Raw genomic sequence first — 16,745 nt, 5'->3', positions numbered from 1 at the left:
CTATATTTTTCAGTTTTCCAAAATAAAACAAAGAGCAGGAGATGACAGTCCAGAACATTATTATCCCTGTAATGTTTTTTATAGCAAAACCTGATGACCACTACCAAAAGAACATTATTTTTATATATTATTACCAGTTGAATTAAAATAGAGGGCACAGACATGCGCTGTCTGTACCCATGATATTTTACTACAGACCTTACATCTTTTTATCTGCGTTACTATTTCTGACACTATTTTTTTCATTGACAATGTGCTCAATACACTTTCGTAACTCATCATTAATGGTAACATCTGTCCCACCCTCGACCAGTATAGAACACAACACATAAAGAAGGACGTGCTCAAAAGCTATCTCTTCGACCGGATCTACATAATCACAATAGGCCTCAATAGCCTCATATAAGCTATTCGGTGAAGTTACAAATGCACATACAAAATATTTATCTTCTGGCACTCTGATTGAATTATTCATTTTAAACCTCCTATACTTATTAATATATAGTGCCACGGTAAACTGTCATAATAACATTCACCAATGACTTTTTTATTACTTCTTAACACTCAAGTCTGACCTAATACTACTTATGATGTATCAGGCGGCCCTCTGCTCATTGCTGAATAGCGCCATTTGTTTTCACATGCTGGAATTAATATATTCATCATTAACCCCGTAATCAGGCTGCATTATTACGTGAGCGTTCAATTGCAGATGCGATCCATTCATCAACTTCACTTTCAACAAATGCAATTGCACGCGAACCAATTTTTATTGGTTGTGGAAATAAACCTTCGTTGATTAGACGATAAATCCAGGCTTTACCATAACCGGTTTTATTCATAACTTCAGGAAGTCTGAGCAGGCGTATATTTTTATTGTTCATTTTGTTTTCCCTTTGTCGTTGTAATGGAGTCACTATACGAACAGTTGGGAAAAGAAAGGAGCGAGCTTCCTAACTGCAGGGTCATGGTCTGCCCTGCAGTAGTAGACTTCGGGAATTTGGGATCAGTTAGAATCAGAGAGTTTCATCACATCTGAAACTCTCATGTTTTTCAGGTGGGGATTTCGGTTCATGAAAAAATTGAACTGCCTAATGAAGTCTATCGTTGCAGCTTTCATCGCAAGTGGACGATCTGAGTCTTTAATGTGATACCCTAAACGGATGGTTGTTTCTTCATCTTCATCAGTATAAAGAAGCCGGGAGAGGCGATCATCTGAGATTCTTAGTCCTTTCCTTTTTGCCCAAAGTAAGATGTCCAGCATCGCAACCAACCTGTAATTTATGATTTTTTTAATGGTTCCATAGCCGAAACGAACGATACCAGTTTCATTAACTTCCACTTCTTTTACCGTTCTCCATTGTGGCAGAGCCGCTTTTATCGATTCGGCTATTTCATCGTCAGTACCACTACCAAGATCGATTTCAAGCAACACCGTTTTCTCGCATAAGGGGGACAAGAGTTGTGACACATAAGCTTCGTGATGAGGCGCATTAACACAATATTCATCGTTTCCTTCCTCCCAGGTGAAAAGATTGACACTAAGGGCCATTACACTAAGTTCAGCAAGTCTGGTGATATCGGTGATAAAAATGTGTGGAGGACTGTAGAGGGTATCGTTAACGGTTGGATAATCGAGTTGCTTCCCTTTGAATAGATGGGGGTTACCACTGAAAATTTCAGTCATGTACACCCACAGCCCTTTCTTTTCTTCTTCAGTAGGCCATGGCTTGTACAGAAGTGCTCTTGCCCAAAGTTCGTGATACAAGGCATTTAAACTGATGTCTTCGAGCTTGCGATAGTTATCTATGTCAAGCCAAGCTTTGATTTCTTTAGTATGCTCTGGTGACCAGTTTTTCAAAATTCAAATCTCCTGCCTTCTTAAAGATTTAAGTCATGCGAATAGAGTTCAGTTAGTTTGAAAAAACTACCGTATTCACTAATCGATGAAAAGCAGTTCCTGCTTGCGAGTTAACCTAGACAGAAGGAAGTTGAACTGAGAAATTTGTTATCTTTTGATGCATCTTGCCAAGGTCTACGTCCTAGCAGGGAAATGGCCCGACTACACCCTGCCTCTTACTTTACTCTGGGCGTATCTTGTCGTTGTTCTCGACCTGTTCGCCAGAAAACCCAGAGGGGTGGGCAATGAAATTCGATTCTCACCTGCGAGCAAACTTGCCATCAGAGCACTGGAAATGGCGTGGGAGCGCCATGGGTTAACAACGGGTAAAAAGTGATCCACATACCGCACCACCGACAGTCTATTGTTGATCCACCTTGTTTACTCAGTATTAGCTTCAGCGATAACCCCGGCTTTCCGTTTTTGCTTCAGTCGATAGCCTTCTCCTTTTATTTGCACGACGTGTGTGATGTAAAATCCAGTTCAACATTGCCGATGTAATGGTAGCATCTCCCGCGAAGGTTTGGTCCTATAGTCCGGACGGCAGGTTACAGACGTAAATTTACAGCAGGTGTTTCTGATGTTTCCATGGGTGGTTTGTTAAAATTTTACTTCCTTACATCAGAAACGCCTGTCCTCTCTGTTGCATTTCTCAGAATTTCTGATATCTAATGAATTTAAACATTTTTTTATGGGGGTGTTTATGGACTTAGTTACGTCATTATTACAAAGGGGATTATTAGAAAGGGCATTAGACCTTGCCATTTCTGAATCATTCTTCAATTCAAGATCACCTGATGATATAAAGCATGCTTTAAAAGCTGGGTATGATATTAATGCTGTTAACAGTAACGGCAACAATGCCATTTTTGGCTGTAGAACCCTTGAAGCACTGGATTTCCTGCTCAGCCATGAAATTAATGCACACCATATTAACGAGCAGGGACAAAATGCTCTCTTCCATCAAAAAAATCCCGAAATACTAAAGAAGCTGATTGAACTAGGTTTAGACACTTCGCATACAGATGCTAAAGGCTATACCTGTATTTTTGAGCATTACAGGGATGCTGAAGGACTACAAGTATTACTTAATGCAGGTTGTGATATAAATCATGTCGATAACAGAGGAAGAAATATTCTCTTCCTTCCCCTCTCCCCTGATGTTTTATCCATAGCAATAGATGCCGGATGCAATGTCAACCATATTAATCATGCAGGAAAAGGGTTCATCGAAGAAGAATATGATGATGAACTACACAAGATCATTCTCCGCCATATTGATAAATTCGAAAGAAGAACGTTGCATGTCGATTTTTGCAATACCAACTCAGTATTATTTTTATATGAACTCTCTGAATATGGATTCAAAATAGAGCTCAATAAAGACCGTTCCGTAATTAACAGTTACATTAGCGATTACAAAGATATTTTAAGCACTCTTGATTGTATTAGTGACATTCAAGATGTTAATTTCTATAATTATGGCGGTGATCCTCTTTACAAAGATATCGATGAGCGAATTGTAAAGTGGATGATAAGAAATAATTTTCTCATTGATCTTACAAAAATTTCTGATGATAAAAATCATGATCATATATTAAAATACAAAATCAGTTACGAGCAAAATGAATTATCCAGAAATTTAAAAAATACTAAAAATAAAATTGCAAAAGTCAAAAACGGTGGAAGGCTGTGATATTTATTCGCAGAGTGTTGTCTGAACCACCGAATTGAAGGCGTTGAGGGTATCCAGATCCGTTGTTAAGTCTTTATACATGTGGCCATACCTTTACCATTGATGGTGAAATATACAATTACCCTCTGAACATAAAGGGATGGACATCATGACAAAACCCGGTGAAACAGATGATGATCTACTCACTCCAGACGAGGTATGCGGGCTCCTACGGATAACCCAAAAGACAATTTGTGAACGGAGCAATATGCACCGGTAACGCCAATTGCTCGCACCGTTCCGGTTTTCTGCGAAGGGGATGCGCTATGAACGGCGCAATCTGAAAGCGTTTAACGATAAATACCGCCATAAGTATTAAATTTATTCTGGGGATGGGATTTTCCATCCCATAACTTCGAGTTCTCTACAAATGAATTGGTATGCAGGTAGTATCTCTTCCAGATTCGCATGTTTTTGTACGAAGATTGAAAAAGCCAGAACCGCACTCATTTTTTCTTTATAGAAAAAGTATTGTCTTAGTGGATGTTTATCTTCGCCATATACTGGAAATTCGATCCCAGTATACTTATCCCCCATATTTTTATAGAATTGGTCCAAGGTAAGATCATAGATCTTTGAATCAACCTCTACCCAAAAATGATGATATAGCCTATTACGAGTAGAGCCATGTACTACTTTTATGATATCGCGGGTAAAAAAGTGGCTAAGAAGCATCCCTAGAAATACAGATGCACCTTGGCAACAATTCTCAGGAAACATGCCGAAGAATGGCACACACGACTCATCAAAATAATCGAAATTTTCTTCAAAGACATTCCGCAGGTCTTTGGCAAGCTTTGTAACTAACCCGTCCATGATTGTTTCTACTATAAAGAAGCCATGCATTTAACATGCATGGCTACGTGAAACTTAAGAATTAGAGCGCTTAGGTGGTCTCGTAAATTGTACCAAAGCTCCTTTATGCTCGTTAGCCTGCTCTTCACGCCGCTCGGCCAGCATAGATTTTAATTTTGCCAGATGCACAACAGCAGCTTTCTTGCCGGTCAGATAGCCCTCTGGTAAACCAACCATCATTTCGACATCGATAGCTGACAATCCCGCAAAGGCAGCAAGCCGTTCAACTGAAATAATTCCAGAAGACGCCAACAATTCAATAGTACGTTTCAACAAACGTGGTTTTTCAGGCTCACGATAATCATCTCCCGGCTCTGATTTCACTCCCCAACGTGCTGAACGGCGTTTATAAAGATTTTGTTTCTCTTCTTCAGTAATAATATTCAGCACATGCAAACGCATGATGCTTGCCGCGACAGAAATACCGTAGCGTTGTTTAATTAAAAGCAAGCTATCTAATGTGACCGGGGTTCTAATTTCTTCGGCAAACGTCTCGGCAGGAAGCAGCAGCGCCCCCGCAAATTTATGAGCCTGGCTTTCCTTCAGCTTATAACGTTCAGCTTCGAGCTCGTTACCAACGTAGCGGTGAAGGATTAGATGCCCAATTTCGTGAGCAAGGTCAAATCTGCTGCGAAAAGCATTACCTTTATCCGAAGAGAGGAGAACAAAAGGAACACTTAGAGTCTCACTCCAAGCGGAAAGCCCTTCAATCTGCGCGACACCTGTTTCCTCTCTGACAACGATAATACCGTTACTCTCTGCGGCTAAAGTAAGGTCCGGTATTTCCTTTGTACCAAGATTCCAAAGGGCACGGCACTCACTAGCGGCATCTTCGATATCTGCATCACTAATTTCATCGATGTTTGTAAAACTACGGTGCGGTAATTTTAGCTCCGGCAGATCTACAAACTCAGTCAGCTTAGTAACCAACTCATTAGCCCAATGGATTCGAGTTTCTAACATTGCTCGTGCTGCTACATGAGCTGATGCATTACTTCTGAACAGGGGCTTTGACATACCCGGCAACAGAGGGCGCGTAAACCATTCAGGAGTAACATTTACGACTGTAGCCAAGCGTTCTAAGGCCTCGGATTCTGGAGCCTGCTGGCCAGAACGCCATTTACTGATGGTAGCTGGCGATACGCCAACCATCGTAGCTAATTGAGTTTGGGATAGCCGCCGGGCGGCTAGTACTTGCACTAACCTATCCGGTTGAAATTCAGCGATGCCTCGGCTCATACATCATCTTCCTCGGTTCCATCTTTTTTGATAATGCCCTTTTTGAGTGCAGAGAATGCATTATCTTCTTGGAATGGAACTACATCATATCGGGTTAAAAAAAGTTCAAGTGGCTCATGGAAAACCCAGCTCTTCCCGTCAGAACTTGGAACGACAAGCTCTATAGACATCGGGGCTTCGGGTTGATTCTGCAATGAACCGGAAAAACGGCATACTACGAACAGTGTAGCTTTCGGTACATCAGAACCATCGGAGAATAAATCCGGTTGCACCACTTTTTCCACAGAAACGTTTTCGGCAATGAGCTCTTGCTTACGTTTGCTGCGAAATAGTCTCTTCCACTGGTTATCATTGTAGCTTTCACGAACAATCGTGAAAATACCGCTATGGCCTTCTACAATACGGTTACCACGCAGCTTGCCGGGATTACAACAGTTGGCCTCAAACACCTCATAAATAGTTTCATTCAGGTTTAAATGACGATCATAACCAAGCGCGGTCGCTCTGTGGTCTAGCTTCTTCTTTTGCGCATAATCGTAAGAACGCTTTGATGCCGCGTAAATCGCGTCAGAAAGGGCCATGAAGAGTTGTTTTTGAACATGCTGAACAATGAGATCTGCCACTTTTGATTTTTTCACGACCATTTCCTATCACTGTCACTGATAGGCGTGATTTTACACCCATATTTTTTCGTGTGTCCACAAAAAAACATCAAAAAATTTCCTTTACGCGGAAAATGACATTGATGATGGTATTTATTTTATCGACCCGATAGTACCGAAGTTGTACTTTTGCTCTGAAATAAAGCGGTATAATAAGAGAATTGAGTCTATCCCGACGGGGAGAAAAGTGCTCACGCCTTGCAGCTTGCCTCACCTATTTTCTCAAGGCGGTGACGTGTAAGGCGAACATGCATGAGTGCTCTAGAAAACCTGTTGGAATACTATCCTCTGTCTCTTGCGGCTCAACTGCTCAACTGTAATGAGTTGCTTTTCTTCCTCAGTTTGTCGATCCCGCCCCGGATCCTGTCTGGCTGCAATTTCTTGTCTTGAGCAGTATCCAGAAGCTGGCTGGAATTGTTTCCCTGAGGTCAGTCGTGAAGGCATCAGGAACATTTGAAAACTGGCTAGGTAAAAACCCAGGCGTTGTCATGATAAGCCTCGGTTGTGTACTGACCCCAAAAAGTTGGACAGAATAGCGAGGCATCTAAGAAAGAGTCCATGAAATACATGGGCTCTTTTTTGTTTCCTGTTAAAGCTAAATAACGTGTTCCACAATCGAATTATTCATTTCGTTGCTTACTAGTTCACCCTCTTCCCTGTTTCATCAATAACCTTTTCGCCATCTTCTTTCGTGAAGGCACCCTGTTGAGGTTCCGGAATAATTTCCAGAACCACCTCTGAAGGCCTACACAGGCGGGTTCCTGCAGGCGTTACAACAATTGGCCTGTTAATCAGGATGGGATGTTGCAGCATAAATTCTAGCAGTTGCTCATCGGTAAACTTGTCTTCTGCAAGTCCCAGTTGCTCATAAGGCTCAACGTTCTTACGCAGCAATCCACGAACCGTAATTCCCATATCTGAAATAAGTTTAATCAGCTCATCACGGGTCGGGGGCGTATCGAGATAATAAATTATCGTCGGTTCATTGCCGCTGTTGCGGATTATCTCCAGTGTATTACGTGAAGTACCACAGGCCGGGTTGTGATAGATGGTAATGTTGCTCATATCAGTATCTCATTACAAAGTGACAGAGAGCCGCCACGCCAGCGCGGCCAGAGTGACAAACAGCACAGGTACAGTCATAACAATGCCGGTACGGAAGTAATATCCCCATGTGATCGTCATATTTTTCTGGGAAAGCACATGTAGCCACAACAGGGTAGCCAGACTGCCAATCGGGGTGATTTTCGGGCCTAAATCGCAGCCAATCACATTGGCATAAACCATTGCCTCTTTGACGACGCCAGTCGCCGTACTCCCGTCAATCGACAACGCACCAATCAGCACGGTCGGCATATTGTTCATCACTGATGAGAGAAATGCCGTCATAAAGCCGGTACCGAACGTCGCTGCCCATAACCCCTTTTCTGCCAGCAGGCTCAGCACGCCTGACAGGTACTCTGTAAGGCCAGCATTGCGCAGGCCATAGACCACCAGGTACATACCCAGCGAGAAAATAACGATCTGCCATGGCGCACCGCGCAGGACTTTCCCGGTGTTGATGGCATGACCTCTTTTCGCTACCACGAAAAGCACAGCTGCGCCAGCTGCTGCTATCGCGCTGACCGGGATCCCCAGGGGCTCCAGAACAAAGAAACCGACAAGCAGCAATAACAGGACAATCCAGCCCGCCCTGAAGGTCGCCGGATCCTTTATCGCACTGGCAGGCGTCTTCAGCAGCGAAACGTCATACGTGGCCGGAATATCCCTGCGGAAGAAGAGATGCAGCATGGCCAGCGTAGCCGCAATAGCTGCCACGTCAACGGGCACCATAACGGAGGCGTACTGCGTAAAGCCCAGGCCGAAGAAATCCGCCGAGACGATATTAACCAGGTTAGAAACAATGAGCGGCAGGCTGGCCGTATCCGCAATAAATCCAGCCGCCATGACAAAGGCCAGTGTCGCTCCCTGGCTGAACCCCAGAGCGAGCAGCATCGCAATCACAATCGGTGTCAAAATCAGCGCAGCGCCGTCATTGGCAAACAACGCAGCAACAGCGGCACCGAGCAACACTATCCAGGTAAACAGCAGGCGGCCACGTCCGTTACCCCAGCGGGAAACGTGCAGTGCGGCCCATTCAAAGAAGCCGGACTCATCAAGCAGCAGGCTGATGATTATGACCGCAATAAATGCCGCTGTAGCGTTCCAGACGATATTCCAGACAACGGGAATATCAGCGATATGGATGACACCAGTTCCCAGAGCCAGTACAGCCCCGATACTCGCGCTCCAGCCAATACTCAGGCCTCTGGGTTGCCAGATCACCAGTACCAGCGTCAGTAAAAATATACTCCCTGCTAAAAGCATCACAGACTCCATAATATATGATTAAGTAAATGTGTTTACCTGTCTCAGCAGGAGGTGCAGGCCGCTTTTTGCAGCCATTCACGCACATCCTCTCGCAGGCACTGCCAGGACGTTGCGATTATCTCAGCTGCCCACGCCGGTATGTGGGGTGACAGACGGTAGTGGATCCATTTGCCTTCCCGACGGTCAATAACCAGCTCAGCTTCGCGAAGGATAGCCATATGTCGTGAGATTTTGGGCTGCGATTCGGAGGTGACTGCACAGATATCGCACACGCACATTTCTCCTGACTCCCGCAGAATCATGACGATGGCGAGCCGTGTTTCATCAGACAGGATTTTGAAAAGCTGAACAGGATGTAGCATTTTTCACTCCGTTCCATTTAGAATACACATATGGTAAATCATATTTATAGGCTTTGAAATAACCTGTTCTCCGGAGAAGAAAAATGGAACAATTTCCTGCCCTGAATACTGAATGTTTTGATCAACACATCGCTGAGCGCCTGCACCTGCAGGAGCCGCCACGAATCCTGATCCTGTATGGCTCAGTAAGAGAGCGCTCCTACAGCCGTTTTGTCGCGGAGGAAGCAGGTCGCCTGCTCACTGCGATGGGCGCGGAGGTGAAATTCTTTAACCCTTCTGGACTGCCTCTGCCGGATGATGCCCCGGACACGCACCCTAAAGTCAACGAGCTGCGCGGTCTGGTCAGATGGTGTGACGGGATGGTTTGGAGTTCCCCGAAACGGCACGGGGCTATGAGCGCGGTTATGAAGGCTCAGATCGACTGGATACCCTTAAGTGAAGGCGCGGTACGTCCTTCGCAGGGCAAGACACTTGCAGTGATGCAGGTTTGCGGTGGTTCGCAGTCCTTTAATGCCGTGAACCAGATGCGTATTCTGGGTCGGTGGATGCGGATGTTCACTATCCCCAACCAGTCCTCAGTGGCGAAAGCATGGCAGGAATTCGATGAGAACGGACGGATGAAGCCCTCTTCCTGGTATGACCGTATCGTCGATGTCGCTGAGGAACTGTTTAAAACGACGCTGCTGCTCAAGGGGCAAAATGGTTACCTTGTCGATCGCTACAGCGAACGAAAAGAAAGTCACAAGGCACTGTCAGAGCGGGTCAATCAGGCCAAAATCTGACAAATGAAAATGCCAGTTCCGTTTGATTTTACTTTTTATGCGTTAATTGCCGGTAACGTAACCTTAAGGTGTCGATTAAACCAGTGGCGATTCAGTGAATCAAACTGAGATATATAACACAGCCATTAGAGTTCAATGGTTAATTCGTAAGGAGGTTTAATATTAGCCATCTTATTATTCACATCTAAATATTCATCTGTCTTACAATATTTGGATGAGAAACATTAACCAAACTTGAGTTTTCAACGATACTGTCTATTTTTAAGAAGAAATTAGGATTTCACAGGAATCAAAAAAAATGAAAGTGATAGTCATTCTCAAAGATAAATCAGCATTTATTCACTATATGCAGGAATGGAGTGATGTCCTGATATATTGCGATGACGCAGATAATGTTCATCCGCTGAACGTATCCATTCAATATCTTGAAAAAGAGGATAAAACTGTCTCTACGGTGATTATTGCTTCGGAAGAACTTATTAGAATCAATGACCTAAAAAAAATATCAAAGAGCTTAAATTATTGCTAAGACAGTAATGTTGTGTATGTTTGTGTAAAAAGAATTATGTGAATTAGCTAAATGTCATGCACCATGCTATATAGACGGGGAAATTTTATCTGTCAAATTCTATTACAACGTATTTATGAGTCCCCATTACGTGTTTACTATAGGTCATATCAATGCAGTCTTTTTCTGATTGTCTCCAGGAAATTCATTATTTAAATCTTTCTTATCTACTGTTGATCCAGCGCATTTCTACATTTAATGAACCAAATATAGACGCTGATATCAATGAAGAATTAGTCAAAGTTCTCCAGAGTCTACCACTATCGAAGCTTGTTTCTTTGGCAGAAACAAGCCAGTTACTTATCACTCTCAAGCCTGGCATAATTAAGCAACAATTAGATGATGGAAAAGTAACACATACTCAATAAAAACAACGAGCTAAATCAAATTATACGATCAACAGTTATCTTTTGCCCATGAGTAAGACATTTTTATCAATGTATAATTTGGGATAGCCCAAAAGCTTTAATCTTAGAAATTGATTGATAGTTATTATCATTACTGTTAATCCACCCTAAAACACATCCATAAATAATTACTTTGATGCTTGCCTAAGAAATTTTTACCATACGAGAAAATTTAAATTTAAAGAACTGAAAAAAAATGCCGATATCATACATTAACTACTGTAGTAACAGTGAAGGGGTCACTGGGAAAAAATCTGCCGAAAACAGTAGTCAGGTTTGGAGGAAGTGTGTTCAGATTATTAATAAAAAAATGGAAAGCATCAAAGCTAAAAGTTAAAAATATATGGCTTCTTGCTGTATGCATAATATGTACTGGCATGCTATTCTTTGTTGTTTTAGAGGGATTAAGTTATCTTGTTTTTAGAGACAAAATCAACAATTACACCACAGAAGTACTCAGGCGTGCAGAGTCTCTTTATGAACAATTAGAGACGGTAGGACATGTGGCTAATCTCAATGAAGGAATTAGTAGTGCTCCCTGCTCCTATGAAAACCTACAGCAACTTAGGATTTTTATATGGCCTTATCCTTTGATTAAGGATGTTGGTTATGTCACGCAAATTGGTCTAACATGTACAGCGACATGGGGTATATTTCAGGCCCACATTCCTCTTAACCGTTTTGAAAAAAAAATACAAATAAACGATAGTACGTGGCTTTTTGGTGTATCACTTCTTGATAAAATTTCAGCTGACATTTATATAAAAAATGGCGTGAGCATTATTATTTCCCCATTTTCTTTTAAAAGATTTGAAACTGATATGCATACAAAAGATTTCAGTGCTGTAATCGGAGACAGGGATCACAATAATCATTATTTTAAAATTGGCCCTTATGCCGGTCTCCTCGATAAGCATACAGGCTTACCATTTAAATTTACCATTTCCACGCAACTGAGTAACCGATATGACATAAGTGTCACTGGAGGTGCTTATTTTCAGGGAGTGACGGGAGCACATTGGGGTGTAGGTTTAGTGTTGTTGCTACTTTCAATAATGTCTGGGTCTATGGCTTATATAATTATAATAAGTAAAAAAGAATCAAGGGATTCGTTATCTGTAATGTTTGCAAAAGCATTACAACAAGATGGCTTATCGCTTGTTTATCAACCAATATTTAAAATTAAGAATGAAAGTATTTGTGGATTTGAAACGCTTCTTCGCTGGAACGATGATCGTTTAGGTTCTATCGGCCCTGATGTTTTCATTCCTCTTTCTGAAACAGATGGTTTACAGGAAGAAGTAACATTATATGTATTAAAGCACGCTATCCATGATTTTATTCACGTCGCGATTCAGTATAATATTTTTCTGAGTATCAATATCAACGTGAGCGACCTTCATTCTGAGCGGTTCAGTTCCACGCTGATAAATTTGATTCAGGATTATCAGATTCCCAATGGGCTAATTCTCCTTGAAATTTCAGAAAGGCATGGTGGTAATTTAGAGGATATGAAATTATTTATCGAAAAATATAAATTAATTGGTGTTAGATTTGCCATAGATGATTTTGGTACAGGCCATTCCAATTTGAATCTAATCTCTGCCCTAGAAATTGATGAAATTAAAATAGACAAGTGTTTTACTGATACAATAGGGACAACTTCTTTTAGAAAAAATATCCTTCCCGGACTTCAGACCATGTTCAAACATATATCTGAAAAAATCATTTTTGAGGGGGTGGAAACTCAGATTCAAGTTGAATACCTGAAAGAATTCTGGCCAGGAAGTTGTATCCAGGGATGGTATTATTCAAAAGCATTAGGCTTCCCCGAAGCTGTCAAACTTATCTCACAAAATAGAGAGTCACACCCTAAACGGTTAATTAATAGAACCTAATAAGAATATAAAAACCAGAGTATTTGTAAACACTCTGGTTTTTTTCAACGTTAAAAAAACTCTTTTAACTTTCGAATTTGCCGTCCGCGATCGTCAAAGTTTTCTTTTCTTAACCATATCATCATTGCTTTATTGATAACTGGCCAGTCTGCTGAAATTATAGAAAAAATGGAAATACTTTCACTATATCCTTTGGTGATTTTTTTATCACGAAGGATACCTTCATGAATGAAACCTAATCGCTGCGCAGATTTTATGGCATCTTCATTATAAATATTTGTTCTCCATTCACACCTTCTGAATTCAAGACGATTAAAAAACAAGTTAAGAATAAGATAAATACTTTCTGTACTCATTTGTGTTCTTTTCATCAACGGTGTCCAGTTCACCTCCGCAAGTTCGAAAACACCATTTTCTGTATCTGTGTAATTAACAGAAAAAATACCCTTAACTAAATTATCCCTTTTATCTATGACAGCAAGATATAAGCATTGGTGGGATTCTGATAGTTTTTTAAAGTAATTGATACACTGAATATAAGTTGTAGGTTTACTGTCTTTTAGATATGTCCAGTCCCTGTCATCATCAATACTTTGCCACTCATGAAAGAGTGTCTGCGCGTCATCTGGCCTCAAAGGTCGTACCTGACACCAAACTCCATTCAGATCTATACTCTCAGGGGTCTCACGTACTGACCATACTGGAACCTCACGACCAGTTATCTGTCCAAATTTGTTAACAGTACTCATGATATCTCCTTACCGGACTCAAAATTTTCCACAAAAACCATTAAACCACTAAAATAACTTTATTATGATAGTTGAATATATTCACTTACATCTAATAATTATAAGTAAAAGCGAGACAGCGTCCAGTATAGATGATGTGTTGTGAACAGTTAAACATACCTCGGACAAAGTCCGGGAAACAGATCTCTTGCAAGATAGTTACACTACCCCATATCAAGGAACCCGTGAAAGTTCTCGCATTTGTGCAAGAGGGAGAGCCACACGTTACGATTCATATCGTCTCAAAGTTCTCTTAAATTCCTAAAAAATGTTCTGCTTTTGAAGCAGAACACACATCCAGTAACAGATTATGAGTACACTTATTTTTTGTATTGTTATGTAGGGGGCGTGAAATGTATAAGTCAATACTCGTACCGATCGATATATCGGAAGTTGAGCTTACAAAGCTAGTCATTCCGCATGTACAACAAAACTCAGCCATTAACATAGCCAAGGTGCATTTTCTAACGGTTATCCCTTCACTACCTTATTATTCCACATTAGGTATAGCATATTCGGCGGAGGTACCGGATATCAATGAATTACAGTATGAGGTTTTATCTAAGCTAAATGAAATTGTTAAACAATTTAGATTGCCCGAAAATAAATTCGAGACACACGCGATAGCCGGATCCCCCAAAGATCAAATTCTCAAACTTGCCGATGCCATAAATGCTGACCTCATCATTATTGCTTCTCATCGTCCTGATGTTTCGACCTATCTACTGGGTTCAAATGCAGGTGCTGTTGTGCGTCATGCGAAATGCCCGGTACTGGTGGTTCGTTAGCATCATGGTTCACGAGACTTAAAGGGTAGTAGTGGTCTGCATCACCATACAATAGAAGTTTGAATGAAGCAGGCTGCGTTGACAGGAAGCCTAATATGGGAGTGATGGTGAGGGGCGATAATGCTCAAAAAAGTGGCAGGGGACATCATCTCCTGCCGACTACAACACAACAGTGGCACCATAACCTTGTGCGCTTTATGCCAATAATTCTGGCACACAGAGCTTAAAAAAGTTTATGAAACGGTAAAGTTAAATAAAACTTAGCTTACATAATAAACACTGGCTGGAAAAAGGCTGGAAAAAAACACCCACAAATAATGAAGTTGCACTGAGTATGAATGAGCATTTTCCCGATTGTTTAGCAGTTCCGCGCACAGTTACGCCCAGCCCTTTTCGCCTCGTACAGCGCCTGGTCAGCTCTTTCTTTAAGTATTTCCGCCTCATTGGCCAGTCCCACAGATAACAATGAAGCGCAACCTGCGCTGACAGTAACGATTTTTTCTGAGATGTCTGTGGTGTTGTGCCCTATAGCTGTTTTTCTCACGCTCATCACTACCCTCTCAGCAAAACGCTTCGCCTCAGCTTCGCCAGTCCGCGGCAAAATAACGGCAAACTCTTCGCCGCCGTAGCGGGTCGCTAGATCACCCTTTCGTTGAGCAAGTGCGTTCAGTACGCTGCCCACTTTTTTCAGGCAGATATCACCGGCTACGTGGCCATATGTGTCGTTATAGCGTTTAAAAAAGTCGACATCGATCATGATCAGGGAAAGCGGCTGCCTCTCTTTCCGCGATCGCTCAAGACTCTGATAGAGGTAAGTATCAAACTGTCTGCGATTCGCCAGCCCGGTCAGTCCATCCAGCAGTGCCAGCAACTGCAATGTATGATTTATAGTGGTCAGCTCATCCCGCATCTGAGTCAGCTCATTCTGGTTCCTCACGTTGGCGTTTACCTGACGCAGTACAAAGAATCCCATAATAAACATCATGACTAGCAGAGCCGAATTCAATGCAGCATCTGTTATATTTGATGCCAGCCAGTCTGTGCGGATCTGATCCCTGTCATAGCCAGCCGCCACTACAAGTGGATACTGTTCCAGGCGGGCATATCCAAAAATTCTTTCCACCCCATCAATTGCGGAAGACCAGGTGGCGCTGCCGCTTTCATTTGAATTAAGAAGAGATGCAAAAAGCGGGCTCCCGGAAAGATTTTTGTTGATGACGGAATCAGGAAAAGGCCGGATATAGATAACGGAACTGTCAGCCAGCATGATTCCAAGAATATCCCGCTTTCCAAGCGTGAAGTAATTGTAGTAATGCCTGAAATAATCAATTTTTATCGTAGCGAGCGCCACACCCGCAAAAAGCCCATTTGCATCGTTAAGTCGCATTGATACAGGAATAACCAGATCGCCGGTGGAACGACTCCGGACAACATGGCCGAGATGTATAGCATTATCTGTATGATGCTTGTGCCAGATGAAATATTCTCGATCTGCGTTATTGGCTTTTGCAGGGATATATCCGCCTGATGTCGCTACCCAGTTCCCCTGATTATCGTAGATAAACAGGCCATGAAGTTGGGGCAACTTACCGTGTAACTCTTTCAAATGATATGCGAAAAGCGGGATATTGGCATACTTCATACCATTTTGGGTAAGCTGCCTGACTATCTCAGAAAGGATTATGTCGACTTGTAAAAAAGCATCTTCCGCCTGCCGGGCCAAGGAAAAGGAAAGATTTCGGGCATCATTCTCGCTTTTAGTAAGCTGGTATTGCCATGAACTCCACATCGTCCAGCCATTGATGGCAGCAACAGCCATGGCGGTGAGCAGAAGAAAAACAGCCATACTCTTGCCCAGCGATGTTTTCAGTAAAGAAGAATAAGATTTGAACAAGTTACCTGGCATATACCATATCCTGAATTCTGTTATACACCGTCGTGTGCTTAACTGTTTTAAGTAGATGCATCACTCGTGAGTCTGAAGAAAGGTTAAAATATAGTTCAGAGGTTCTCGGGCTCGTCCTATAGTAATAGATTGTAACAGTAATGCGGTTTTTACAGGATCCTTGAACTTGTCGCGAGGAGCGAACCGCCATTTTCCTCTCTTTAAATGCGGGCCATCTTGTCAAGCAGAGTCTATGGTCACTACCTTTTACGACGCCGATTTGACGATAAGTTGGCTTGTGAGAATCTATCCGGCGTCCGAATGGGAATGTATTCCCGCTTCTCGATGAGTCCGATGAAGTACCGGCAACATTTGGGTATCACATCATAATCAGTGCTGAAAGACATCCGCCCCAGGATCGACATCTCAATTTAGCTACAACAATACAATTTCGGTTCATGCCCCCCCCTCGATTAAGGATAGCGTTACGTCGACCCGTTGAACTC

The 16,745-nt window shown here is 42.2% G+C and carries 17 protein-coding genes and 3 pseudogenes; 8 read left to right on the top strand and 12 right to left on the bottom strand.

Annotation, left to right across the window (positions count from 1 at the left end):
- Positions 1 to 199: 199 nt before the first annotated feature.
- From ACKI5T_RS11160 to ACKI5T_RS11150, 3 genes are all read right to left on the bottom strand, one after another.
- Positions 200 to 475, bottom strand: coding sequence for a hypothetical protein (locus ACKI5T_RS11160; RefSeq protein WP_407437429.1), 276 nt, complete (start codon positions 473 to 475; stop codon positions 200 to 202).
- A 202-nt stretch (positions 476 to 677) separates the two neighbouring features.
- Positions 678 to 884, bottom strand: coding sequence for an AlpA family transcriptional regulator (locus ACKI5T_RS11155; RefSeq protein ID WP_159514737.1), 207 nt, complete (start codon positions 882 to 884; stop codon positions 678 to 680).
- 122 nt (positions 885 to 1,006) lie between these two features.
- Complete coding sequence (locus ACKI5T_RS11150; RefSeq protein WP_159514738.1) at positions 1,007 to 1,861, bottom strand: DUF6387 family protein; 855 nt, start codon at positions 1,859 to 1,861, stop codon at positions 1,007 to 1,009.
- A 226-nt stretch (positions 1,862 to 2,087) separates the two neighbouring features.
- On the opposite strand from ACKI5T_RS11150, the pseudogene ACKI5T_RS11145 reads away from it, so the two are divergent.
- Positions 2,088 to 2,216: pseudogene (locus ACKI5T_RS11145) on the top strand (IS3 family transposase); the annotation flags it as partial.
- A gap of 65 nt (positions 2,217 to 2,281) precedes the next feature.
- Here the strand turns inward: ACKI5T_RS11145 and ACKI5T_RS11140 are convergent.
- Positions 2,282 to 2,429, bottom strand: a pseudogene (locus ACKI5T_RS11140) (ATP-binding protein); the annotation flags it as partial.
- A gap of 174 nt (positions 2,430 to 2,603) precedes the next feature.
- Between ACKI5T_RS11140 and ACKI5T_RS11135 the strand changes: the two are divergent.
- Positions 2,604 to 3,596 (top strand): ankyrin repeat domain-containing protein, encoded by a 993-nt coding sequence (locus ACKI5T_RS11135; RefSeq protein ID WP_407437427.1) that lies wholly within the window; start codon positions 2,604 to 2,606, stop codon positions 3,594 to 3,596.
- 360 nt (positions 3,597 to 3,956) lie between these two features.
- Here the strand turns inward: ACKI5T_RS11135 and ACKI5T_RS11130 are convergent, their stop codons facing one another.
- The 3 genes from ACKI5T_RS11130 to ACKI5T_RS11120 are packed head-to-tail and all read right to left on the bottom strand — an operon-like array spanning position 3,957 to position 6,373.
- Complete coding sequence (locus ACKI5T_RS11130) at positions 3,957 to 4,451, bottom strand: hypothetical protein (protein WP_407437425.1); 495 nt, start codon at positions 4,449 to 4,451, stop codon at positions 3,957 to 3,959.
- Between the two features lie 54 nt (positions 4,452 to 4,505).
- Complete coding sequence (locus tag ACKI5T_RS11125; protein ID WP_159514742.1) at positions 4,506 to 5,729, bottom strand: ImmA/IrrE family metallo-endopeptidase; 1,224 nt, start codon at positions 5,727 to 5,729, stop codon at positions 4,506 to 4,508.
- Positions 5,726 to 6,373: a hypothetical protein gene (locus tag ACKI5T_RS11120; RefSeq protein WP_159514743.1), complete on the bottom strand. Its 648-nt coding sequence runs from the start codon at positions 6,371 to 6,373 to the stop codon at positions 5,726 to 5,728. Before ACKI5T_RS11120 ends, ACKI5T_RS11125 begins: the two co-directional genes overlap by 4 nt.
- A 344-nt stretch (positions 6,374 to 6,717) precedes the next feature.
- On the opposite strand from ACKI5T_RS11120, the pseudogene ACKI5T_RS11115 reads away from it, so the two are divergent.
- A pseudogene (locus ACKI5T_RS11115) lies at positions 6,718 to 6,927 on the top strand (hypothetical protein); the annotation flags it as partial.
- A 103-nt stretch (positions 6,928 to 7,030) separates the two neighbouring features.
- Here the strand turns inward: ACKI5T_RS11115 and arsC are convergent.
- Genes arsC through ACKI5T_RS11100 form a run of 3 tightly spaced genes read right to left on the bottom strand, consistent with a single transcriptional unit; the run spans position 7,031 to position 9,123 of the window.
- Positions 7,031 to 7,456 (bottom strand): glutaredoxin-dependent arsenate reductase, encoded by a 426-nt coding sequence (gene arsC / locus ACKI5T_RS11110; protein WP_129363997.1) that lies wholly within the window; start codon positions 7,454 to 7,456, stop codon positions 7,031 to 7,033.
- A 12-nt stretch (positions 7,457 to 7,468) separates the two neighbouring features.
- A complete protein-coding gene (locus tag ACKI5T_RS11105; protein WP_129363996.1) occupies positions 7,469 to 8,758 on the bottom strand; it encodes an arsenic transporter in 1,290 nt (429 codons plus the stop codon).
- A 44-nt stretch (positions 8,759 to 8,802) separates the two neighbouring features.
- Positions 8,803 to 9,123, bottom strand: coding sequence for a transcriptional regulator (locus ACKI5T_RS11100; RefSeq protein WP_129363995.1), 321 nt, complete (start codon positions 9,121 to 9,123; stop codon positions 8,803 to 8,805).
- 83 nt (positions 9,124 to 9,206) lie between these two features.
- Here ACKI5T_RS11100 and arsH point away from each other — a divergent pair, with 83 nt between their 5' ends.
- From arsH to ACKI5T_RS11080, 4 genes are all read left to right on the top strand, one after another.
- Positions 9,207 to 9,905 carry an arsenical resistance protein ArsH gene (arsH, locus tag ACKI5T_RS11095; protein WP_186753484.1) on the top strand — a complete coding sequence of 233 codons (699 nt, stop codon included), beginning with the start codon at positions 9,207 to 9,209 and terminating at the stop codon, positions 9,903 to 9,905.
- A gap of 298 nt (positions 9,906 to 10,203) precedes the next feature.
- Positions 10,204 to 10,434, top strand: a complete 231-nt coding sequence (locus ACKI5T_RS11090) for a hypothetical protein (RefSeq protein ID WP_407437422.1) — start codon at positions 10,204 to 10,206, stop codon at positions 10,432 to 10,434.
- A 152-nt stretch (positions 10,435 to 10,586) separates the two neighbouring features.
- Complete coding sequence (locus tag ACKI5T_RS11085) at positions 10,587 to 10,841, top strand: flagellar transcriptional regulator FlhD (protein WP_129363992.1); 255 nt, start codon at positions 10,587 to 10,589, stop codon at positions 10,839 to 10,841.
- 326 nt (positions 10,842 to 11,167) lie between these two features.
- The gene (locus ACKI5T_RS11080) at positions 11,168 to 12,778 is read left to right on the top strand and encodes an EAL domain-containing protein (protein WP_407437420.1); all 1,611 of its coding nucleotides are present in this window, start codon (positions 11,168 to 11,170) and stop codon (positions 12,776 to 12,778) included.
- Between the two features lie 50 nt (positions 12,779 to 12,828).
- Here the strand turns inward: ACKI5T_RS11080 and ACKI5T_RS11075 are convergent, their stop codons facing one another.
- Entirely contained in the window at positions 12,829 to 13,527 is a 699-nt protein-coding gene (locus ACKI5T_RS11075; protein ID WP_186753488.1) for a GNAT family N-acetyltransferase, read from the bottom strand.
- A gap of 392 nt (positions 13,528 to 13,919) precedes the next feature.
- On the opposite strand from ACKI5T_RS11075, the gene uspF reads away from it, so the two are divergent.
- Positions 13,920 to 14,354: a universal stress protein UspF gene (gene uspF / locus ACKI5T_RS11070; RefSeq protein WP_186753490.1), complete on the top strand. Its 435-nt coding sequence runs from the start codon at positions 13,920 to 13,922 to the stop codon at positions 14,352 to 14,354.
- Between the two features lie 358 nt (positions 14,355 to 14,712).
- On the opposite strand, the gene ACKI5T_RS11065 is transcribed toward uspF, so the two are convergent.
- Positions 14,713 to 16,260, bottom strand: a complete 1,548-nt coding sequence (locus ACKI5T_RS11065) for a sensor domain-containing diguanylate cyclase (RefSeq protein WP_202895218.1) — start codon at positions 16,258 to 16,260, stop codon at positions 14,713 to 14,715.
- Between the last annotated feature and the right edge of the window lie 485 nt (positions 16,261 to 16,745).

The sequence above is a fragment of the Lelliottia sp. genome, from assembly GCF_045627565.1.
GTDB lineage: Bacteria > Pseudomonadota > Gammaproteobacteria > Enterobacterales > Enterobacteriaceae > Enterobacter.
The sequence above is the reverse complement of the archived record's forward strand: the minus strand, read 5'-3'. Positions and strand labels throughout refer to the sequence as shown.